This is a genomic window from Lentilactobacillus sp. TOM.63 (genome assembly GCF_030361045.1).
GTDB classification, from domain to species: Bacteria; Bacillota; Bacilli; order Lactobacillales; family Lactobacillaceae; genus Lentilactobacillus; species Lentilactobacillus dabitei.
Window position 1 is genome coordinate 1 of record NZ_JAUCAP010000025.1, and the last position, 21706, is coordinate 21706.

25 protein-coding genes are annotated in these 21706 nt (G+C 43.8%); 12 read left to right on the top strand and 13 right to left on the bottom strand.

All coding sequences use genetic code 11. The annotated features are described in order from the left end of the window. Positions 1–98: 98 nt before the first annotated feature. Genes QUF07_RS06565 through QUF07_RS06580 form a run of 4 tightly spaced genes read right to left on the bottom strand, consistent with a single transcriptional unit; the run spans position 99 to position 2728 of the window. Positions 99–506 carry a DUF3021 domain-containing protein gene (locus tag QUF07_RS06565; RefSeq protein ID WP_217163408.1) on the bottom strand — a complete coding sequence of 136 codons (408 nt, stop codon included), beginning with the start codon at positions 504–506 and terminating at the stop codon, positions 99–101. Between the two features lie 8 nt (positions 507–514). Next, positions 515–970, bottom strand: a complete 456-nt coding sequence (locus QUF07_RS06570) for a LytTR family DNA-binding domain-containing protein (RefSeq protein WP_289427037.1) — start codon at positions 968–970, stop codon at positions 515–517. A gap of 23 nt (positions 971–993) precedes the next feature. Next, positions 994–1863, bottom strand: a complete 870-nt coding sequence (locus QUF07_RS06575) for an ABC transporter permease (protein ID WP_289427038.1) — start codon at positions 1861–1863, stop codon at positions 994–996. A gap of 1 nt (position 1864) precedes the next feature. Continuing rightward, entirely contained in the window at positions 1865–2728 is an 864-nt protein-coding gene (locus QUF07_RS06580) for an ABC transporter ATP-binding protein (protein ID WP_217163415.1), read from the bottom strand. Positions 2729–2938: 210 nt separating this feature from the next. Here QUF07_RS06580 and QUF07_RS06585 point away from each other — a divergent pair, with 210 nt between their 5' ends. The 5 genes from QUF07_RS06585 to QUF07_RS06605 all read left to right on the top strand — a co-directional run bounded on the left by QUF07_RS06585 (position 2939) and on the right by QUF07_RS06605 (position 6701). Continuing rightward, positions 2939–4282: a replication-associated recombination protein A gene (locus tag QUF07_RS06585; RefSeq protein ID WP_289427039.1), complete on the top strand. Its 1344-nt coding sequence runs from the start codon at positions 2939–2941 to the stop codon at positions 4280–4282. After that, positions 4275–4778 carry an O-acetyl-ADP-ribose deacetylase gene (locus QUF07_RS06590; RefSeq protein WP_217163418.1) on the top strand — a complete coding sequence of 168 codons (504 nt, stop codon included), beginning with the start codon at positions 4275–4277 and terminating at the stop codon, positions 4776–4778. Before QUF07_RS06585 ends, QUF07_RS06590 begins: the two co-directional genes overlap by 8 nt. A gap of 343 nt (positions 4779–5121) precedes the next feature. Beyond that, positions 5122–5829: an AzlC family ABC transporter permease gene (locus QUF07_RS06595; protein WP_289427040.1), complete on the top strand. Its 708-nt coding sequence runs from the start codon at positions 5122–5124 to the stop codon at positions 5827–5829. Then, positions 5816–6148: an AzlD domain-containing protein gene (locus QUF07_RS06600; RefSeq protein WP_217163421.1), complete on the top strand. Its 333-nt coding sequence runs from the start codon at positions 5816–5818 to the stop codon at positions 6146–6148. The genes QUF07_RS06595 and QUF07_RS06600 overlap by 14 nt, the downstream gene beginning before the upstream one ends. Before the next feature lie 82 nt (positions 6149–6230). Continuing rightward, positions 6231–6701, top strand: coding sequence for a GNAT family N-acetyltransferase (locus QUF07_RS06605; RefSeq protein WP_217163422.1), 471 nt, complete (start codon positions 6231–6233; stop codon positions 6699–6701). 206 nt (positions 6702–6907) lie between these two features. Here QUF07_RS06605 and QUF07_RS06610 read toward each other — a convergent pair whose 3' ends face one another. Continuing rightward, on the bottom strand, positions 6908–7534 hold the full coding sequence (locus QUF07_RS06610; protein WP_217341855.1) for a cation efflux transmembrane domain-containing protein: 627 nt from the start codon (positions 7532–7534) through the stop codon (positions 6908–6910). Beyond that, positions 7524–7871: an ArsR/SmtB family transcription factor gene (locus QUF07_RS06615; protein WP_217163424.1), complete on the bottom strand. Its 348-nt coding sequence runs from the start codon at positions 7869–7871 to the stop codon at positions 7524–7526. The genes QUF07_RS06610 and QUF07_RS06615 overlap by 11 nt, the downstream gene beginning before the upstream one ends. Positions 7872–7982: 111 nt before the next feature. On the opposite strand from QUF07_RS06615, the gene QUF07_RS06620 reads away from it, so the two are divergent. The 4 genes from QUF07_RS06620 to QUF07_RS06635 all read left to right on the top strand — a co-directional run bounded on the left by QUF07_RS06620 (position 7983) and on the right by QUF07_RS06635 (position 11220). Then, entirely contained in the window at positions 7983–8528 is a 546-nt protein-coding gene (locus QUF07_RS06620) for an acyl-CoA thioesterase (RefSeq protein ID WP_249778602.1), read from the top strand. Positions 8529–8602: 74 nt separating this feature from the next. Further along, entirely contained in the window at positions 8603–9037 is a 435-nt protein-coding gene (locus tag QUF07_RS06625) for a universal stress protein (protein WP_289427041.1), read from the top strand. A 297-nt stretch (positions 9038–9334) separates the two neighbouring features. Beyond that, positions 9335–10450 carry a YibE/F family protein gene (locus tag QUF07_RS06630; protein ID WP_430673526.1) on the top strand — a complete coding sequence of 372 codons (1116 nt, stop codon included), beginning with the start codon at positions 9335–9337 and terminating at the stop codon, positions 10448–10450. Then, on the top strand, positions 10450–11220 hold the full coding sequence (locus tag QUF07_RS06635; RefSeq protein WP_217163428.1) for a YibE/F family protein: 771 nt from the start codon (positions 10450–10452) through the stop codon (positions 11218–11220). The genes QUF07_RS06630 and QUF07_RS06635 overlap by 1 nt, the downstream gene beginning before the upstream one ends. A gap of 175 nt (positions 11221–11395) precedes the next feature. Here QUF07_RS06635 and QUF07_RS06640 read toward each other — a convergent pair whose 3' ends face one another. The 5 genes from QUF07_RS06640 to QUF07_RS06660 all read right to left on the bottom strand — a co-directional run bounded on the left by QUF07_RS06640 (position 11396) and on the right by QUF07_RS06660 (position 16129). After that, entirely contained in the window at positions 11396–12640 is a 1245-nt protein-coding gene (locus tag QUF07_RS06640) for a glutamate-5-semialdehyde dehydrogenase (RefSeq protein WP_217163430.1), read from the bottom strand. Then, positions 12633–13448, bottom strand: a complete 816-nt coding sequence (gene proB / locus QUF07_RS06645) for a glutamate 5-kinase (protein WP_217341852.1) — start codon at positions 13446–13448, stop codon at positions 12633–12635. The genes QUF07_RS06640 and proB overlap by 8 nt, the downstream gene beginning before the upstream one ends. Positions 13449–13718: 270 nt before the next feature. After that, positions 13719–14711 carry a peptidoglycan recognition protein family protein gene (locus QUF07_RS06650; RefSeq protein ID WP_217163435.1) on the bottom strand — a complete coding sequence of 331 codons (993 nt, stop codon included), beginning with the start codon at positions 14709–14711 and terminating at the stop codon, positions 13719–13721. Between the two features lie 309 nt (positions 14712–15020). Continuing rightward, positions 15021–15491 carry a Fur family transcriptional regulator gene (locus QUF07_RS06655; RefSeq protein ID WP_289427042.1) on the bottom strand — a complete coding sequence of 157 codons (471 nt, stop codon included), beginning with the start codon at positions 15489–15491 and terminating at the stop codon, positions 15021–15023. A gap of 146 nt (positions 15492–15637) precedes the next feature. Then, positions 15638–16129 (bottom strand): GNAT family N-acetyltransferase, encoded by a 492-nt coding sequence (locus QUF07_RS06660; protein WP_217341851.1) that lies wholly within the window; start codon positions 16127–16129, stop codon positions 15638–15640. A gap of 98 nt (positions 16130–16227) precedes the next feature. Between QUF07_RS06660 and QUF07_RS06665 the strand changes: the two genes are divergently transcribed. After that, complete coding sequence (locus QUF07_RS06665) at positions 16228–17283, top strand: lactonase family protein (protein ID WP_217163442.1); 1056 nt, start codon at positions 16228–16230, stop codon at positions 17281–17283. 106 nt (positions 17284–17389) lie between these two features. On the opposite strand, the gene QUF07_RS06670 is transcribed toward QUF07_RS06665, so the two are convergent. Together QUF07_RS06670 and QUF07_RS06675 are read right to left on the bottom strand one after the other, a co-directional pair. After that, positions 17390–18241 carry a fumarylacetoacetate hydrolase family protein gene (locus QUF07_RS06670; protein ID WP_289427043.1) on the bottom strand — a complete coding sequence of 284 codons (852 nt, stop codon included), beginning with the start codon at positions 18239–18241 and terminating at the stop codon, positions 17390–17392. A gap of 101 nt (positions 18242–18342) precedes the next feature. Beyond that, the gene (locus QUF07_RS06675; RefSeq protein ID WP_217163446.1) at positions 18343–20703 is read right to left on the bottom strand and encodes an ATP-dependent DNA helicase; all 2361 of its coding nucleotides are present in this window, start codon (positions 20701–20703) and stop codon (positions 18343–18345) included. 127 nt (positions 20704–20830) lie between these two features. On the opposite strand from QUF07_RS06675, the gene QUF07_RS06680 reads away from it, so the two are divergent. Together QUF07_RS06680 and QUF07_RS06685 are read left to right on the top strand one after the other, a co-directional pair. After that, complete coding sequence (locus tag QUF07_RS06680; protein WP_217163448.1) at positions 20831–21424, top strand: hypothetical protein; 594 nt, start codon at positions 20831–20833, stop codon at positions 21422–21424. A gap of 4 nt (positions 21425–21428) precedes the next feature. Beyond that, entirely contained in the window at positions 21429–21650 is a 222-nt protein-coding gene (locus QUF07_RS06685; protein WP_353960960.1) for a hypothetical protein, read from the top strand. Positions 21651–21706 lie beyond the last annotated feature (56 nt).

The following is a 21706-nucleotide window of genomic DNA, read 5'->3' on the forward strand; positions in this document are numbered from 1 at the left end:
TCAAAACAAAAAGAGCCCTAATCACAAAGTGATTAGAACTCGAATTTAGTTTCACCAACAACAGTTGACGAAGAGCCGAAAATCGATGATCGTCTTTTTTATTGATTTCTTTTTTTCAGGGCGTCGTTGATTCGCTTGAGTTTGGTATAACTACCAATTCTGACTAATGCCCAGGCAATTGCATAAACGACCAAATAAAAAATGATAATTTCAAGCCAAAACGTTGGGCTTTGCCAAATAAGCCAGCCATTAACTGCCATCATGATCATGACCAAGATAAACGTGAACACAAAGTGAATGGCAAAAGCGGTCAAAAAGCGAATATTTTCAAATGCAAATAGCCATGAGCATAAACCCACCAAACCGCCCATTAACATAATGCTAGCAATATTCAGTGGTGTTGGGCTTGAAGCCTGCAGACCGATCATTAGGATAATTAGGTAGATGGCCGAGCCAATTTCGACACCTTCAAAAAAGAATTTTAAGCTCATTTTTAATGATTTCATATTAATTCTCACAATCCTAACCGTTGTTCAAGTAATCCGAGGTATTTTCGGCTAACGCTGGTTTTTAAATCTCCAGTTAAAAAGGCCGTCATACCGCCAGCAAAACTATCTTCCAGTGAAAGCAAATGATCCAAGTTGATGACAGCGTGTTTGGATATTTGAACAAAATTCGGGTTATTCAACTTGGCAACCAGCGCATACAGCCGGCCTTTTGAGTTGATAACCGTTTGCTTGGCGTAGATCAAGAGATTGTTGCCAGTAACATCGATTAAAATAATATCCTGGGGTTTTAGCAGGACAACATGATCTTCTGATTTAATCGGGATGACGGTTGGCGGCAAGGACTCGTAGCTTTTCAGGTGCGCCAATAGGGCATCAACCTTGGGTGACCGTTCCTTGGCAGTCACGGTCACGTTGATTTCGTTGTCCTTTAACTGTTCATTTTTTTGAATGTGAATTTCCATATAGCGAGTTCCTTAATCCAGAATTATTTGATGATATCAATCGCACTTTGCTTCTTCTTAACCAATTCTGTCATGAAAATCACCAAAATACTACCCCAAAATACGATGAATAAGATTTCTGAAGTGGCAGTCAAGCTCAACAGGTGCGACCAACTCAATTTAACCCCCATTAATTTGTTGAAATGAGCTTCGTAATCCGGTGTTTTGAAGGCTGCCTTGATTTTATCACCCATTAGGATTTGGCGATAGATGGCGGCAACGTAAGCCGGTGGTGTGAGCTTGATCAAGATTTGGGCAAAATTGGGTAGGGCGCCGATTGGAATGTAAGTCCCAATCAGGAATCCAGCGGCTGTTCCAATAATCGAATTGAGCCTACTAAACGTGTCCACCTTATGGACAAATTGCGTGATGAGCATATTGAGAATGACGGCTAAATAGGAACTCAAGAGAGCCACAAGGATGATTGCCGAAAGCTTTGACCAGGGAATCGCTAAGTTGTCAGTGACATTGAAATAAGCCAGCATCATTGCCAGCATGATGAGTTGCATCATAAAGCCGATGATGCCGGCACTATGCATGTAACTCATTTTAAGCTGAAACGGGGAAATGTCAGTTAAATAAAAATCTTTGAGGACACTGTGCTCTTCGTCTTTCACGAATTGCCCCCATGAGGCCAGCGTCGCAGTTACTGCGGTAATCGCCAGGGTGCCACCAATTAACCACAGATCTAACAATTGCTTGGCTCCGGGAACTTGAGACCATTCAGCCAGCATACTTTTTTTGATGAAAATCACATAGAGGACAAGCGAAATCATCGCGCCGAGAATCGAAAAGAAGACGCCCGATTTGTCACGAAAATAGAGCAGTAAATTTCTTTTACATAATGACAACATCTTAACGCATCTCCCTTCCGGTCAAATTGAGAAAGGCATCATCCATCGTGCCGGGGCGGTATTCAAAACCACTAAGATCATTGGGGAATTTTGCCAGCAACTCAATTGTGGCCGTCGTACTTGTTGGAAAACAGAGAATCGCTTCTTTATCTTGAACAAATTTCATGGTGGTAGGAAGTTGCTTAATGATTTTTTGTGGATCTGGACTTCGCAGGGTTAATTGATTCTTGGAGTAACGTTCCCTAATGGCGGCAGCAGGCCCTTCAGCAATGACATTGCCATGATCAATGATATAAACTTCGTCGGCGTGGTCGGTTTCTTCCAGATAATGGGTGGTTAAAACGACGGTGAGCCCCCGATCCTTCTGCAGAAAATGTAATAAGTTCCAGATTGCTGCTCGGGTTTGGATGTCTAACCCAGTAGTCGGTTCGTCTAGAAATAAAATGTCCGGTTGGTTGATCAAGGCGCGGGCAATGTCCACCCGTCGTTTTTGACCACCTGATAAGCTGCCGTATTTTTGCTTGATGAACGGTTTGAGGCCGATCTTTTCAATCAAGAAAGCAAGGTGATCAGTGGCTGCTGGCTGATACATGTGGCTGCGGATGACCAAATTTTCATATGCCGAAAGCTGGTTATCGAGGATACTTTGCTGGAAGACCATGCTTATTTTAGTGTCTTCATTAAGGCCAATTGTTCCTGAAGTGGGTTTGAGCAAGCCGGTGAGCATTGACATGGTGGTTGTTTTTCCAGCTCCATTCGGCCCCAAAATCGCGGTGAGGCTACCTTCATGAATTGAGATGTTGATATGGTTAACAGCGACCGTTTCGCCGAATGTTTTGGTGAGTTCTTTTGTTTGGATAATCATCGAAGTCATCTCCCTTACACCGCAAATATTAACAGGTCAGCGGATCAAATAGCGCGAAATTTCGTTAAGAGGTGGCTTTAAGAGGATGAATGGTTGAAATGGCCCCATGAAATGTGAGAAGGATTAGTATTAACATATAAATGACGTTCAGTTATAATGAACTTAGAAAACACAAACATATGTTCTATATCAAATTAGGAGGTGGATTTTTTGAAGCAGGAATCGTTATTTGCTAATAGCAGCAAAGCCAATCAACCACTGGCTTATCGAGTCCGACCGACGACTTTGGACCAATTTGTTGGCCAAGAGCAATTGGTGGGCCAGGGTAAAGTGCTGCGTGAAATCATCGAAAGCGACCAGCTGCCGTCACTGATTTTCTGGGGGCCGCCGGGAGTTGGGAAGACAACTTTGGCTGAGATCATTGCCAAGAAGACCCAGGCGAAATTTATTACCTTTAGTGCCGTCACCAGTGGGATTAAAGAAATTCGTGACATTATGAAGGACGCTGAGGCTAACCGGGAAATGGGCGGCAAGACAGTTGTCTTCGTTGATGAAATCCACCGATTTAATAAGGCCCAACAGGATGCTTTTTTGCCCTTTGTCGAACGAGGCAGCATTACGCTGATTGGGGCCACGACTGAAAACCCATCGTTTGAAATTAATTCAGCGCTGTTGTCACGGTGTAAGGTGTTCGTCCTGCACGGCCTCAAAGTTGAGGATATTGTGCAGTTGATTCATCAGACCTTGAAGAATCCAGCCGCGTTTCCGAAGCAGGCAATTGAAATCAGCCAGGCTGCCATTAAGACGATCGCTGAATTTGCCAATGGGGATGCCAGGGTTGCCTTGAACACCCTGGAAATGGCCGTTAATAACGGTGACAAGACTGGCAATCAAGTTAAGGTGACCGCCGACAGTCTCCATCAATTAATGAATACCAAATCATTTCTGTATGATAAGCACGGCGAAGAACATTACAATTTAATTTCTGCAGTTCATAAGTCCATGCGAAATAGTGATCCGGATGCCGCGGTTTATTGGGTATCCAGGATGTTGAGCGGCGGTGAAGACCCGTTGTATATTGCTCGTCGACTGGTGCGGTTTGCCAGCGAAGATATTGGGCTGGCTGATACCAATGCGCTCAATGTCGCGATTAACGTCTTTCAAGCCTGCCAATTTTTGGGGATGCCGGAGTGTAATGTACATTTGACAGAAGCAGTCATTTATTTGTCCCTGGCACCAAAGTCCAATGCGGTCTATAAAGCCGTCACCAAAGCCGAAACAGATGTGGAACATTCGATCAACGAACCGGTGCCCCTGCAGTTGCGAAATTCCCCAACTGATTTGATGAGTGAGTTGGGCTATGGGAAGGGCTATCAATACGCCCATGAGGCCAAAGACAAGTTAACCACGATGCAAACGATGCCGGATTCATTGGTTGGTCAGACATACTATGAGCCGACTGAGCAAGGAAACGAAATTCGTTTCAAGAAACGGTTAGAACAAATTAAACATTGGGAAAAGGTTCATCGACGAGGAGGAAAAACCGATGGCTAAATTTAATTTAATTAAGGGTGACATTACCAAGCTGAAAGTAGATGCAATCGTGAATGCCGCTAACACGGCTTTGTCAGGCGGTGGCGGTGTTGACGGTGCCATTCATAGAGCAGCCGGACCCGAATTGGATGCTGCTTGTCGCAAATTAAATGGTTGTCCAACTGGTGAGGCGAAGGTAACGCCTGGATTTAAGTTGCCAGCAAAATATGTCATTCATACTCCGGGACCAATTTGGCGCGGTGGCAGCCAAAATGAACCGCAGTTACTGAGAAATTCTTATGTGAATAGTTTGAAACGGGCGGTCGAGAATGGCTGTCAAACGATGGCTTTTCCATCGATTAGCACTGGCGTCTACGATTATCCCCTAGACCAGGCCGCAAAGATCGCAATTGATGCGATTAAGGGATTTGATGTGCCATTGGATGTGACGATGGTTTGTTTCGATAGTGGGACTTATGAGGCCTTTGAGCGTGCACTGATGGCAGATCATCAATAATACGTCATGAAATTGTGACTATGTAAAAAGAAAAGATTAGGACCTAGGCGATTCGATCCCAGAATTTAAGTGAAAAAAGTAATGCATTCTGGTTTTGGAATGCATTACTTTTTTTGCTTAAATGGCGGGGATCAGCCGTTTATTGCTCAACACTCTTTTTGTTGTTTCCCGGAAGCAAATAGCTAATCTTTTAGCGTAATTAAGGCCAAGTTTCCGTTGACATTAAATGAGACCCAGATTAGAATTTTATTAATGTATCATGGACACGTTCGTGTGAGGTTAGTCAAAATAACCCAACCCAAACGTGGTGCTACATAGATGATGTTCTAAAGGAGGTATCCAAATGAACAATGAATTAAACGTTCCAAGCGGCGCCAAAGAAACGCTGCCGACTGTTTTTGGCTACATAGGGATTGGGGTTGCCTTCGGAATTGTTGGCAAGGCAGCCGGACTCAGCCCATTATTAGTGACATTGATGTCAATTATTACATATGCCGGTTCTGCCCAATTTGTGATCGTGAGCATGCTGGTAACCCATAGTCCATTGTTATCGATTATCTTTTCGGTTTTTCTCGTGAACTCCAGAATGATTTTGATGAGTACGACTTTGGCTCCATATTTCAAGAAGGAAAGTCTCCTGAAAAATGTGTTGGTGGGGACATTGCTCACTGATGAAAGTTTTGCGTTGGGAATGAACAAACTTAACTACACAGACAATCATCTGAACTTTAGCTGGTTCAATACCGCAAACGTCATCTCATATTTAACTTGGATTATTTCTTCTCTGGTAGGGGCTGTGTTGGGCAACTTCATCAGTAATCCTGAGAAGTTCGGCTTGGACTTTGCGTTAGTTGCCATGTTTATTGGGCTCTTGTATTTGCAATTAATTTCGGATAAATCAATCAACTTTAACTTGCAACTGATTGTCGTTGGATTCGTATTGGTGACCATTTATCTTGGATTGATTTTTATTCCAAGTAGTTTATTAATTCTGCTGGTGACTTTGGTAGCCTGCACGTTTGGGATGGTGATGAAACATGTCTTCTTTTAATTTTGTGCTGTTTACGATTATCGGGACGGGGCTGGTAACTTGGTTATCGCGGATTTTACCATTTGTCATCTTGAAAAAGTTCAAATTGTCAGCCGGCGTGGTCGAATTTTTGAGCTTCGTTCCAATTGCCATCATGTCTGCCCTTTGGTTTGAAAATTTATTCGTTCAACATATTGGTCATTTGCCATCAATTGATTGGGGTAACTTTTTAGCTTCAGTCCCAAGCATCATCAGTGCCGTGATTTGGAAGAACTTGTTGGTAATCGTCATTGTTGGCGTGATTTCATTGGGATGCCTGCGGTTATTTTTCGGAATGTGATTTCACTGATCGTGCCATTTTTTGGGTAGCCTTCTTTAATTAAGATTGGTTATATTGTAATATACTATCTGATTAGGAGATGATGGTTATTCTGCTCAAATTAGAGAAAATGTCTCAATCAGATTTTGATAGATATCGTCAAACTGCAGTTGTCAATTACGCTAACCAAAAGGTGGCCGCTGGAGCGTGGGAAAAGGATACCGCACAGACAAAGGCCAATCAAGAATTCGAAAAATTGCTCCCGGATGGCTTATCAACCCCGGGACATTACCTCTATGAAATTGTTGCGGGCAACACCAAGGTTGGGGTGGTCTGGCTCGCGGAACGCAAGGCCGGTTCTGAAGAGGCCTTTATCTATGATATTTCGATTTCGCCAGCGTATCAAAATCAAGGATTCGGAACCAAGGCACTCCAACTCATCGATGATGAAGCGGAGCACCTGGGGTTCAAAAAAATCGGTTTGCACGTGTTTGGTCAAAACAAACGTGCCATTCATCTCTACGAGAAGAGTGGCTTTGAAACGACGGATGTTTGGATGACAAAGAAAATATGATGAGACTGGGGCAATCGGCGTTGTGATCCCAGAATTTAACGAAAAGAACCAATTGTTCCTGATTTTGGAATAGTTGGTTCTTTTCGTTAAATTCTGGGATCAGCCGTTTGGCGCAGCTTTTATTTAGGTAGCTACGGCAATCTAAGTGAATAATCATTGATTGAAAATCAATAGATTTCCCCGCCTCGCTTTATTAAATGCCCTGATTAGTCACGGTTTTGGCCTGCCTGAAATGATTCCCAACCTTCACTGGCAATGAAGTAAACTAAAATCAACGCGGCGACAGAATCAACCCACCACCAATTAAACAAGGCCGTCAATAGGCCGCCAATCAAGACGGTTGCCGCCATGTAAGCGCAGGTGATGTTGCACATACCATCTTCTACCAACGCATCTGAATGTAATGATTTTCCCAGTGATCGTTTCTTTAAAGTTAAGACTGGCATTAAAATGACCGAGGCAATTGCGATGGCAATCCCAGAAAAACTGGTGTCTGCAGCCTGGTGAGCAAACAGATTAAAGAGTGAGACACCAACCACGTAAACTGACAGCAGTAGTAGAACGCTGCCAACGATTAACGATGATCGGCGTTCCGCGTTTTCAATTTCGGCTGCGGGTGCGCCGGCGTTTTCTTTTCGCAGCCGCCATATCAAGGTGCTGCCGGAGATGATTTCTAAAAAGCTATCAAGGCCAAACGCAATCAGCAGAATTGAACCTGCTTTGAGGCCTGAATAAAAGCCCACCATAAATTCGAAGGCCATCCACGCCGTTGAGAAATATTCGGTATGGAGGCTTTTGGTGACGAGCGATATTGTTTGTGAGTTACTGGCCATGCTTCTTCCCCCTAATAACGTGATCCACGTGTTCCAACATTTCATTGATCATATCTAAAATGTGGGGATCATCTAATTGATAATAGTTTGATTTGCCGACCCGTTTTGCGGACACTAACTGATGCTTCCGTAGCAGGGACAATTGGTGAGAGACGGCGGATTGTTCCAGGTTCAAGAGTTGGCCTAATTCGGTCACATTTAATTCCTGCTGTTCCAGCACGTTGAGCATTTGCAGCCGCGTGGGATTGCTGAGTAACTTAAAAATCCGTTCCGATTCGGAGAGGTGTTTTGAATCAATCAAGCTTGGCTGAGTCGAAAGATCCGATTCATTGGTCATATATGTCACTTCTTTCATATGAAGATTGTAACATATGAACGAGAATTTGCAATCGATTGATTTAAAAATTACGGTGGTGGAAGTTGTCCTCGCGCCACCAAAAAAGGTATCATGATAGCAAGTATGGTCCGCATGATGTTTTTGGAGGCGATCTTTATCGAGAAAATGACTTGTGCAGCAACCTATGCGATTCATGAAAGTTATATTTTTCCCGCTGACCTCAATAATGGTGGGATTCAATTTGGTGGCAAGACGCTGGAAATCTTGGATGCCAATGCTGGCTTGGCAGCGGCTAAATTCATTCCTGCTGACTTAGATTTCGTGACGGCTGGTTACGATCACATTCAGTTTGTCAGCCCAGCCACGCCGGAAGATATTCTGAAATGCACGTCGTATGTGACTGGCGCCGATAAACGATCAGTTGAGGTGTTCATCAAATTTTTAACGTTCAATAAGCAAACGAGAGCAGTGCGACCGGCGTTCATTGCATTCTGCACCTTAATTGTGATGGCGAATCCTCAGCAAATCCAGTTTCCAAAATTAGTGCCTGAAAGTGCCGAAGAGAAATTTATTTGTGGAGGCTTTCAAGATCGGTTAGCGAGTCGACACACCGAATTGGCAGCTAATCAAACGATTCTGAAACATTTATCAAACTAACAATCCTTATGCATGTCTAATCATGCCTGAAATGGTAAACTAAAAGTGAAAATACCAATTTGGAGGTGTCGGTTATGTATGAAACAATCTTAGTCCCAGTTGATGGAAGTGAAAATTCCAAGCATGCGGTTGGCGAAGCAGCCACCCTTTCCGCAAAATTTGGGTCAACGCTGCAAATTGTGTCGGTGTCCAGTGACCAAAGATATGTTCAATATGGGGTCACTTTAGGCCAAGATGTGATGGAGACATTTCGTGAGCGTGGCGAAGAGATTTTGGCTGATGCTAAGCAACAAGCTGAAAAAGCAGGTGCCAAGGCAGAAACCCACTTTGTCGTTGGGGTGCCAAAGGTTCAAATTTCAAAAGAATTACCGGAAAAATACGGCGCATCCTTGATCGTCATGGGGAAATCGGGTGTCAACGGCATCTCCAGAGCGATTTTAGGCTCGACCACCGCGTATGTGGTTCGCCATTCTCAAGTGAATGTGATGGTTATTGACCAGCGGGCATAGAAAGAAGCTGGCTTTTAGGATCATTTTTAACAGTGGACGCTGGTTTAAATCCTGACTTTTAAGGTTTGAATCAGCGTCCTTTTTAGAAGTGAGCGGCGTTACTCGAAAGTCCGGGCCCAAGTACATTGATCAGCGTCCACCTAACCGGAAGAAATCTCGGTGCCAGACTGGAAAATCTGGTGGGTGATCAGAAGCTGCAAGCAATTAGTCATTGTTTGCGGTTTTTTTAATATGTAACGATTACCCTTTAACTGATCTTTTCAAATGTTACAATAACACTAACTTAATTTTGAAAAGATGGCTGACATGGATAATAAATTAACGAACAAGATGACGTGGGTTCAAGTCTTCATCGCAATCGCCTTTTGCTTTTTGACCGCGTTTTTATTTATGCATAATGATGCCTTATATTCCCAGCCGATTTTTGAAGTGACCAAGGTGGAATCGGGCAAGACATCCAAAATGACTGATGAGTTTCAAAACGTTGATCATTATCATCAGCAGACGCTTTACGGCAAGATCGTGAATGGTAAATATGCTGGTCATCGGCTGACGATTGATAACGCTTATTCAGACGCCCACGCAATGGATCATCATTACGTAAAGGGACAGAAACTGTTTATCACTCTCCATACAAGTCCCAAACTTCACGCAACCGTCAAAGATTTGAAGCGGGATGCGCCAATTGCCTTTCTGTTTGCCTTGGCAATCAGTCTGTTGTTTATCATCTTAAAATGGAAAGGGGTGACTGTCATCTCCAGCATCGTCATTAATACCATTCTGTTTTGGATTGCGATCATGATTGATCACAATAATGACGGGGCTGCCGTGATTTTAATCTTTAGCATTCTTGCCGTGATTTTCTGCTTTGTCACTCTGTTTTTAGTCATGGGGTGGAGTCGGAAAATGTTGGTGACCCTCTCAGCGGTGTTGGTGGCAACCGCAATCACCATTTTGATCACGTTAATGGTCTTTGGTATTACCCATGAAAAAGGGGTTTATTATGAATCGATGCAATATGTAACTCAGCTGCCGAAACCACTCTTTATCGCCGAGGTTTTGATCGGGGTCCTTGGTGCCGTCATGGATGAAGCCACTGATATTGTGGCCTCATTGGCGACCTTGAAGACTGAGAAGCCCGAACTTTCTAAAATGCAGGTGTTCAATTCTGGCCGCCAGATTGGAAAATCGATCATGGGACCGCTGATTAACGTCCTATTCTTCATTTTCATGGCGGAAACATTGCCGATGACGTTGTTATATTTGAAAAATGGCAATACGTGGCAATATTCGTTTTCGATGAACATGTCACTGGGGATGACTTCTAGTCTGATTAGTGGCATTGGCATTGTTTTGACGGTCATTTTATCCAGTCTATTTGCTGGCTTGTGGATCAAAGGGGATGAACGCTGATGGGATCAATTACATGTCTGGGAATTGTTTTGCTTGTCTTAATGATGATTGTTGGCGGCAAGCAGGGGGTCACTTCATTTCTAAGTATGGTGGTCAATTTTGGAATCCTGTTCTTCTCGATTGTCCTGATTGCTTTTCACACGCCACCGATTATTGTGACCGTAGTTGCCAGCGTGATTCTGCTGTCCATTACGATCTTCTGGAGTAGCGCCAGCGATAATGCCTCTACCACCGCATTTCAAGCTTCGTGTGTCATCTTGATTCTCCTCATTGTGATCATTATCCCAATCGAGTATTGGGCGCAGGTTGGTGGGTTCGGCCTGGAGGACAGCGAGGAGTTAGAGGGCCTGTCGACCTACATTGGGATTGACTTCACCAAGATTGCAATTGCCACAGCTATTTTGAGTTCACTTGGTGCGATTGCCGAAGCCGCGATTGCGATCGCTTCAGGCCTGGATGAAATTTTGACCCAGCATGATAAAATTCGAAGTGGTGAATTATTTGCTGATGGCGTTTTTATCGGCAAGCAGATTATCGGTACGGCCGTCAACACCCTGTTCTTTGGCTTCTTCGGTAGCTCCTTGGCGCTGTTCATTTGGTTCTACGGTTTGAACTACTCATTGGGTGAAATCTTGAATGATAAGGTGTTCGCCGCTGAGCTGATTGCAATTGTGGTGTCGCTGATTGGGGTCGTCCTGACAATTCCAATTACGACTTGGATGATGAGCTTTCGGTTGAAAAAAGTTCAGGATAAAACAATGAATAAATGATCGTAAACTAAATAAGCACTTCGAAGCCAAAATCCAAGCTGCGGATTTTGATTTCGAAGTGCTTATTTGGCTTAAATGGCCGGGATCAGCCGTTTGTCACAAGTTTTATCGATATAAGACGGGAAAGTTAAGTTGCATTTATAAACCCTTGGCTGACTAATGTCCATCCTTGAGATTATTTTCTAACCTGGCCATTTCCACGGATCACATACTTAGTGGTGGTCAGTTCAGTTAATCCCATCGGGCCCCGTGCATGCAACTTCTGGGTACTGATGCCGATTTCGGCACCAAATCCAAACTCAAAGCCATCGGTGAATCTGGTCGAAGCATTGACGTAAACGCACGCTGAATCGATTTTGGTCAAGAACGCTTGACCGCTTTGATAATTGTCTGAAATGATGACTTCTGAATGGCCAGTGGAATAGGTATTGATGTGATCGATGGCAGCCTGTTCATCGTCAACGACTTTGATTGCCATGATCAAATCATTGTACTCAGTTGACCAGTCTTCATCGGTTGCTGGTCGAATTGAAGGGACGATTGCCCGGCTGCGGTCATCACCCCGCAACTCAACCCCATGATCGGAGAGTGCTTGGGCGATGGCTGGCAGCATTTGGGCCGCAATGTCTTGATGGATCAGCAATTTTTCAGCTGCGTTACAAACAGAGGGACGTTGCACCTTGGCGTTCACGATGATGTCAATGGCCATTTGTTCTTCGGCGTCCTTATCAACATAGATGTGACAGTTGCCGGCCCCAGTTTCGATGACGGGGACAGTGGAATTTTTGACAACTGCATTAATGAGGCCCGCCCCGCCACGGGGAATCAACACGTCAACGTATTGATTGAGATGCATTAAATCATTGGCAGTGGCATGGCTGGTGTCGTGTAAAATTTGGATTGCATTTTCATCCAGGCCATTTCTCTTAAGGACACCCCGTAAAACGTTGGCGAGGGCGAGATTGCTGTTCAAAGCTTCCTTACCGCCTCGAAGAATAACGGCGTTGCCACTTTTAAAGGTGAGGGCAGACGCGTCAACGGTGACGTTTGGCCGGGCCTCAAAAATCATGGCAACGACACCTAATGGCACGCGCCGCTTTTCGATGAGTAAGCCGGCATCGTTGGTCCACCCCTTATCAATATTGCCGATCGGATCAGCAAGGGCAGCAACTTGTTGTAAGCCGGTTGCCATATCTTTGATGCGTTGTTCGGTTAGTTTAAGCCGGTCAGTAAATTTAGCCGGCATGTCGTTGGCATCTTTGACGTCCTTTTGGTTTGCGGCCAGGATATCGTCGGTGTTTGCAACTAAGGATTCGGCAAACTGGTTCAAGATTTGGTTCTTGGTAACGGTATCTAACAAATTCAATTTATAAGCAGCTGCCTTTGCATTTTGACCTATTTGGATTAATTCCTCATTCATGGTTAACACACTCCTTTGAGAATAGGGTTCCTACGGGTTTACCAGCCAATATATCAAAAATGATCTGAGGGTCTTTACCGTTAGCAAGCACCATCTGCCGATCTTCAGCTAACATGCGTTGAGCGGCGAGTAACTTGGTGTGCATGCCACCGGTACCGAAACGACTGCCACTACCGCCGGCAACAGTAAACTCATCATCGGCAACGTTGGAAACTTCACTGATTAAATGCGCATCGGTAAACTTTTTGGGGTTCTGGTCATAAAAGCCGTCGATGTCTGACAAGACGATCAATAAATCGGCATTCATATGACTGGCAACGATTGCTGACAACTGGTCATTATCACCAAAGGTTGTCCGGTGATCCAATTCATCGGTTGCGACAGTGTCATTTTCATTCACAACCGGGACAACATTGTCCTTGAGCAAACAATTGAATGTGTCCATAACAAACTTGTTGCTCTTGGGATAGTCGAAGATGTCGTGGGTGAGCAGGACTTGAGCGATATCTGTCAGGTAATGGTCAAACCGTTGGGTAAATAAGGTCATCAATTCAGATTGCCCAATCGCTGATAGTGCTTGTTGAGCGCCAATTTCTGCTGGCCGCTGCTTGAGATGCATCTTATTAAGACCAACCCCCATTGCGCCAGAGGAAACCAGAATCAATTCTTTTCCTTGGTTATTGAGGGCACTCAAGGTATAGGCCAACTGGTCAAAGGTTTCTAAATTAATGGCGCCATTTGGATGGATCAAGCTACTCGTTCCAACTTTGACGACAATTCGATTTGCGTTAATTTTTCTAGTTCCCATTTTTTCACCACCATTTTTGTATAAAAAAAGCCCGCCTTGAATTGAGACACCCATTGCGGGCGGTACCATTCTCATTCAAAGCTAGGCTTCACACTTTTGATTTTATAACGGAAAGATCCGTGTCAGATTAAGACAAATTATGAAGAAGATAGGATTCGTGCACAACGGACACCTTTCAGCTATTGGGGTCCTCTCTAAGGGGCACTACTTCGTCTTCTAAAACACCGTAATCATATCCTAACTGATGCGTCATTGTCAACTGATTGGCTGTTACTGTTCCAAATTGAGGGCCTTTTCGTAAACCCAGTATTTGGTTGCCCCAGCATCCGATGAGAAACGAATTCGGTACCAATCGTGACCATTATCTTTAGTCCCAATGTTATCAATATAGACCTTCTTACCAACTTTCGGCTTGACAGAGGACCACGAGTACTTTTTGATAGTCGCCCGAGAATTTTTCACATGATTGTATAGCCTGTATGAATCGTAGTTATCTCCTAATAACGCTTGTGAGTCTGCACTGGCATACGAAACTTGATCATATGATTTTTTCACGCTCGACGTAATCGCCCCATGAGCTGAGCCGCTGCTTTGAAGGTTATTGTAAGTTGTCTTAACCAATTGGTAGAATTGGGCAAATGTATAACTGGCCCCAAAGTAAGTTTTCCCCATTGATGCGTAGTAGCTGGTTGGATCGGTATGATTGGTGCCACCAAGATATTTGGAAACGCCGGCGTGTGACCAGACGGTACCTTTCCCATCATAAGCTGCATCGTTTGGGGTTAAGCCATACTGGTTCAAAATATAGGCGGTATAGTAGGCCGCATTTGCAATCTCGTGAGCAAATGCTGACTTACTGTGAACGCGAACCTGCTCAAACTGAACGTAACGGGCGTTGGCGGGATAACCCGCTCCCCAAGCCAAGTAATTGGTGTTGGCAATGTTAATAATTCGGCTGGCATCCACAAAGGTATGAACAAACGCAGCAGAATAGTTGCGCTTCATATACGCAATTTCATTATAAATGGTTGAATTTGGGTTTGCGGTTTCGTGAACCACAACGCCTTCTGGTTTGTTGTTGCGGTATTTATTTTTGGGAAAGCCACTCCAGATGGATGACGTGATGCTCGAATGGCCAATATTGTTGCTGGCGATATAGCCGTTGACGCTGCTGGCATGGGCCGGCGTGGCATTGAGTGAAAATAGGCCGAGTGCTGCAAATGACAGCGAGCAAACGGCAGTTAAAATGGTTTGCTTTTTCAAAATGATTTCCCCTTCAGAATTGATAATGGTTTGTTAATAGTCGCCTGTTTTAAAATAAAAGTTTTAATGGCTTGTTTATATTAAATATTTACATGATTAAATGCTACGAGTGTTAATATAAACGATTTGGGTAAGAAGTTTCAACCAGACAAAAAGCCCATGAGTCGCGATTTAACGCGTTCTCACGGGCTTTGGCGTTGTTATTGTCAATCATATTAAGAGTTGTTGACAAAATGGGTGAAAATCAATTAAAACATTGATGTACCAGTGTGTTTAGCTTGTAACAATTGTGTGAATAAAGCAAACCGGTTATTGTTTAGAACTGCTATCCAAATGGAGTTTGCGTTGGCAATCTGGGCAGATACCGGAAACTTCGAGTTGAGTTCCCGTTATTAGGAAACCAGTCTTTGCTGTGGTTGTTTCTCGGACATGGTTAACGATATCTGGATACTCATCGTCGAAAATATCGATAATTTTTCCACAATTTTCACAGATCGCGTGATAGTGAGGAAAGCCAAAAAAGTCGTAGCGAATGCCACCGTCGTTATTTGGTAATTCAATCACCAAGCCCTTATCCACTAATAGTTTCAGGGTGTTATAAATGGTGGCAACACTTAAATTGGGAAGCTTAGATTCAATCCCTTCCCGAATTGTATCGACAGATGGGTGATTATGGTGGGTGATCAAATAGTCCAAAATAATTTCTCGCTGTGGTGTGATCCGAACGCCTTGTTCCTTCAGGCGACCAAGTGAGTGGTTTAATGTTGAATTAGTGGGCATGGTGGGCCTCCTTCACACAATGACGTGAAATAGAATCGTTAACTACTTTAGAATCATTCTAATATGTTTTGACAATTTATTCAATCATTATGAAGTTACAAATTGGTTACAAATAATAAGTGACTCAATTGCGACAGATTGGCTGCTTACAGTGGAGTTGTGAATGTTAATGGGGATATCTGAGAAAAGCCAAGCCCTGCCAGAATCTGAATCATCTGATCATCTTTTTGGGCGAGTTCAATCTGCATGCTTGAAAAATTAAAATGGTCGCTGGCAAATTTCACTGTTCGTTCAATGACTTCCTTTGAAGAATTAATTGCTGATTGGTCAATGATGAAGTCGATATTGCCAACTTGATCGGTGGTTTCAAAGCCAGAGATTGTGATGACTCCAATAAACTGCTGGGAATCGGAGTTGGTGATCCCCCAAGTCAATTCAGCGCCATTCATCACTTTTTGCATGACCCGGTTGATACTTTTAACGGTATCCAAAATTTGAGTGGGCAGATGATCAGCTTTGGTGGTTGAAATTGCTGGCTGATTAAAAAGGGCGTCGACTTGTTTAATGGGTGTTTGGGTGAGCCAATCTAACGTGTAGTGGGCAGTTAAGACGGGATGAAACTTTTCAAATGAAGTCATGTAGAACGATCCTTTCGTGAAAAAGCTTTCAAAGTATTTTGGTTGCGCTTTATCTGTGGCATAATGAATATATAAACTGAATCACTGGAGGTATCATTTTGACTGAAACATATTTAATTGGAACCTACACCAGAAGAATCAGTAAAGGTGTTTATCAACTTGAATTGGATACAGATAATCAAAAACTAAAAAATTTGGAATTTGTTGGCAGCGCCATTGATCCCACCTATGTCGCCGAATCTAAGCAAAAACGCATCTATGCGATCACTAAGGTCAGAGATGACAATAATGGTAATGTCACCGGTGGCTTTTATGAGTGGGATGGCACCAACGATAATTATCCGCTGGCCCCAATTGCCGGAATTCACGATCAAGAAACCTCGCCAGCTTATATCGCGGTAGATGATGCTCGTAAATTAGTCTTCACAGCTAATTACCACGCTGGCATTATCAGTACGTATAAAATTGCCGACGATGGGTCAATTTCTTTGGCTGATCGAATTATGGATAAGGGAACCCTTGGCTTCAGAAAGGAACAGCAGGATGGCCCTCATCCACATTATATCGACTTGACTCCGGATAATCGGGTCGTTGTCGTTGACCTGGGGATTGACAAGGTCTTTATTTATGACGTAAGTGAGGCTGGTAAGTTAACGCCGGTCAGTGAATTACAGATGGAGGACGGTTATGGCCCTCGTCACATCACTTTCGATGAGAAAAAGCACGTGGCCTATCTGGTAGGTGAATTGAGCAGTAATATTGCCGTCTTGGATTATGATGCCAAGAACGGTCAGCTGTCACTGAGAAATATTTTATCAACCATTCCAGATGACTGGACGGAACATAATGGCGCAGCTGCCGTTAGACAATCCAGCGATGGCAAATTTGTGTATGTCTCCAACCGTGGCAATAATACGATCGCCGTATTCAGTTCAGATGAAAAAGGTGACCTGAAATTAATCCAACGAATCTCAACGGAAGGCGATTTCCCACGAGATTTCAACTTGAGCGATGACGAGTCATTTGTGATTTGTTTAAATCAAAATTCTGACAATGCCACATTATATGCCAGAGATGCAGAATCTGGCAAATTAACCATGCTCCAAAAGGACTTTGCGGTACCGGAAGGGGTTAGTGTGTTGCGAAGAGTGTGACGAGACCCGGGTGATCCCCGCCGCCAAGCCCCTTGCATTAAACATCAACAGACCAATCAAAAAATTCCGAGAGACAACTTCTCCCGGAATTTTTGTATTTAACTCGTTAATTAACTTTCGTTGAAATAGCTCCCAAGCCATCAATTTCACTGGTAATGATATCGCCAGATTTCAAGAATACTTGTGGATCCCGACCAACTCCGGTTCCACTAGGAGTTCCAGTGAAGATGAGATCACCAGGATACAGGTCAATGACGCCGGAAATATAGGATACAAGCGTCTGAATATCGAAGATCATCTGGTCAATGGTTGCCTGTTGGACGATTTCACCATTGACCTTGGTAACAACTTGCTTGGAAACAATGTCATCGGTATCGGCGATTGTGCTTATGTAAGGGCCAACTGGTGAATAGTGCTTAAATGACTTGCTGAGATCAAATTGAGTGCCGGCACCGTCAATTGACTGCATCTGCCGATCGGAAAGGTCTTGGCCGACCATGTAGCCGGCAATCGCATCTTCGGCGTCTTCACGGCTGATGTTGCGGCCACCGCGGCCAATGACAACTACTAATTCGGTTTCCCAGTCCACGGTATCGCTGCTCAAGTGAATGGCGTTCTGCGGACCCGCCAAGGAACTGACAAATTTGTTAAAGACGTTGGGGGCCTTAGGCTTGGCAGTTGCCATTTCTTTCATGTGATCAAGATAATTGAAGCCGATTGCTGGAATTTGACGGGGATGTTGAACGGGTAACTCAAACTGAGATGGATCAAGTGCCTTGGAATCATCGTTGTTAATGATTTTTTCGTCACTGACATCAATCAGAACTTTGGATACGAATCCCTGCCAATCGTTTAAAATGTCGTCGATTGAGTTGTAGCCATCAACTGGGACTCCCCAGAATTGATTATTTTGGAGAGCCACCAATGTTGGCTTATCTTCATACATTGCTAATTTCAATATAACCCCTCCTGGCATAGTCCAATTACAAATAGCGATATTAGTATACACCCAATTGTGAATGGGAACCAGAGTGAGTGTGTCCAGAAAGCGACTCGTTCTCAAACATTGCCATTCTTCCAAAATTGTCCCAATAAATGATTCAGCTGACGGTCATTATTTGAAACTTGAATATTTTGCCAGTTCTGCGGAAAAATTTGGCGATAACGGGTTTGATTAAATCGCCGATCCATCAGCACGATCACGCCTTTGTCGTCGTTAGTGCGAATGACCCGGCCGGCTGCCTGGCTGACGTTGTTAAATCCCGGAAGTTGGTAGGCAAATGAAAATCCCTGACCATTGAGTTGATCAAAATAATCCCTGATCAAGTCAGATTCTTCATTCATGCCAGGCAAACCCACGCTCACGATACCGACACCAATTAACGCGTCGTATTTCAAGTCGATTCCTTCAGAAAAAATCCCGCCAAGAAGGGCAAACCCGACTTTGGTTTGACCATCGGGGCTGCGAAATTCATCCAGAAATTCTTGTCGGTCGGCGTTATCCATATCAGGGCGCTGATTGACAACGGTCACGTCCGGGTAACGTTCCACAAAGCGGTTGAGGACTAAGTTCATGTAAGTGGTGGACGGAAAGAAGACCATGTAATGGCCAGCTTTTGCCGAAATCATGGTCAAAATGGTCTCACAAATTGGCTCGATACTATTTTGCCGGTTGGCGTAGAGGGTGTTGATGTTATTGGCGATAATGACCTGAGAATTTTTTTGTGGAAATGAAGAATTGGAAATCATGCACAAGCTCTCTTCTTCATTTCCCAGAACTTGTTGATAATAGTTAATTGGGCTGAGGGTTGCTGAAAAGAGAATCGCTGCCCGCCCTAAGTCCAAGCTTTCCTTGAGGTGCTCGCTGGGGTCCAAACAAAACTGACGGAAAACGATTCGATTACCGTTGACGATTATTCTGGTACGGTAAGTTTCGTCATAAAATTGCACCATCAAATAATAACTGCGACAGGCGAAGTAATAGTCAATCACCGCATCAACCGTGTCACTCGGCGGTTGAGTAGCTAACCATTGATGAGTAACCTCAATCAAATCACCGAGGGTAGTGTTGAAATTCGTTAGTGGTTCAAGCTGGGCAAGCTGGTGATCAACGGTTGCTGCAGCATCCTTACTATAACGTTTGAATGAGCGCTTCAGTGATTTGAGCTTGCTAATTAATTTGGCGTTCGCAGCTTTTTTACGTGATAACAGCTTGATTAAGGGGTCAATCGGGGTTGACTCCAAGGTGGCTGAGTACATTTCTCTTGATCGTTGGACCAGGTTATGGACTTCATCGATCAGAAAACAGTTGTCTTTATCGGGAACCGAAAAGAATCGCTGTAAGTGGACTTGGGGATCGAACAGGTAGTTGTAGTCGCAGATGATCACATCACAAAATAGGCTGACATCCAGTGAATATTCAAACGGGTCAACCTTGTGCTTTTCAGCATATTTTTGAATCGTTTCTTTGGTGATTTGATTCTCGTTTTGGATGAGGTCTTTAATGGCGGGACGAACCCGATCATAGTAGCCCACCATGTAAGGATTCTCTTCGGGGGCAACATCCTTTTCTGCCGGGAAGGTGATCTTGTCTTTGGCCGTGAGGGTGATGCTTTTGAGGGTTAGCCCTTTTTTACTCATGATTGAAATAGTATCTTCTACAACGTGGCGCGTGCTTTGCTTGGCGGTGAAATAGAAGACCCGCCTAATCAATTCCTCGCCCATTGATTTAATGGCTGGAAAGAGGGTTGAAATGGTCTTACCAGTTCCAGTCGGCGCTTCAACAAATAAGTGCTTTTCCAGCATGATCGTCTTATAGACATTGGTTGCGAGTTGATGTTGGCCGGGACGATAGTTGGCAAATGGAAATTTGAGTTGTTTAGCTGAAAAAATTCGGCGCTCGTCAAGTTCACGGCGCAACTTGAGCCACTCTTTGTATTCGGTGATGAGGTCAGTAAAAAATTGATTGGCCTCATCTTTCGTGATGACTTGCTGCTTGGTGGTGATGATTTCATCTGGAGTTTGGATATACGTCAGCTGCATGGTGAGCGACGCCAGATCTTGATCCTGAAGGACGATATAGGCGTACACTTTCACTTGTCCCCAATAAAGATCGAGGGTGGACTGCGGGATTGCTGTGTATTCGAGATCGGACGTTTTGATTTCTTCAATCAAGATCTGGTCATGTTTGGTATCGATCCCATCCGCTCGCCCATTGATGACATACTCATCATTTTGATAATCAAATGAAGTTTTAAGGGCGACTTCAGCGTTGTAGGTGCTTGGTCGACTCCGCTGGATTTTTCGGTGAATCCGACTGCCTTCCTGAGGGGTGTTTTCACTGCTGATGACAGGACTCAAGTCGCCGGTTCGCAGTAAAAATTCAACTAGCTCGCGAATGCCAATTTGATGAACAGTCATGTTGCCCCTCCTTTCGATTTTTCACTGCCCTACATTATACAATAGCTGAACAAACTAAAAACACTATACAGTCGAAATTTGACGTTATACAATTAAAACATTGAATCCAACGAAATCGGAGGCAGTGATGGAACCGAAATTTGGTCAATTATTGAAAACTAAACACGCCCGATACTTTGCTTTGGGGATGGTTGTGACCAATAATCCCCAGCTTATTTTGGATAATGTCAATTATATTGGGAAAAAGAATTTTGTGATCCATATCAAATTTGGCGCCGGGATTACCCGAAAGGCACAATTGTTGGTAAAGGTGAATGGTCATGAGCTGCCAGCCTATCTGGATAAAACTGATCTTGAAGGCTTCAAAGCGGCTGTCTTGAATCACGAGATTGACTTATTGAATGCCGATGCTGACCAACTTAACAATTTTCACTTAGTTGAAGAATTGGAAATTGAAGATCCTAAGGACGAAAAGATTGCTTACGTGGCCAGTATTCGAGAAAATACCATTCAGTTGGTTGAAGCCTATTTGAAGGACTTACAGGCTAAAATTGATAAGTTGTCACAGCGGAAAGCCAATCATTATTTTTCCAGCAAGGCTCACTATGAACAGGTGAAGGATTTCTTATTATCGGTGACTCCATACATGGATCTGCGCTTAACTGACAACCAAGTTCGTCAAGATGAATGGCGGCTAAAATTGAAGTTGGGAGGCCAGTAAATTGATGAATGAAAAAAAGCTGCAGGAAATTGTGACCACGTTTGCCAAGTATCAGATTGCCATTGAAACAAAGGGGATGACCCTGACTAAGATTAATGGCCATGCGGTTACCTTTGACGCAACCAAATACATGCAGGACCAGTTGATTGAATTGATTTGTAAGGTGATGGCTAACCAATTAATTGCTGAAGTGTGGCAGAACGAGCGGACAACTCCTGGGGCATAACAAAAAAGGACAAATCTTCCACAGAAAATATTGGAAGATTTGTCTTTTTCATTTGG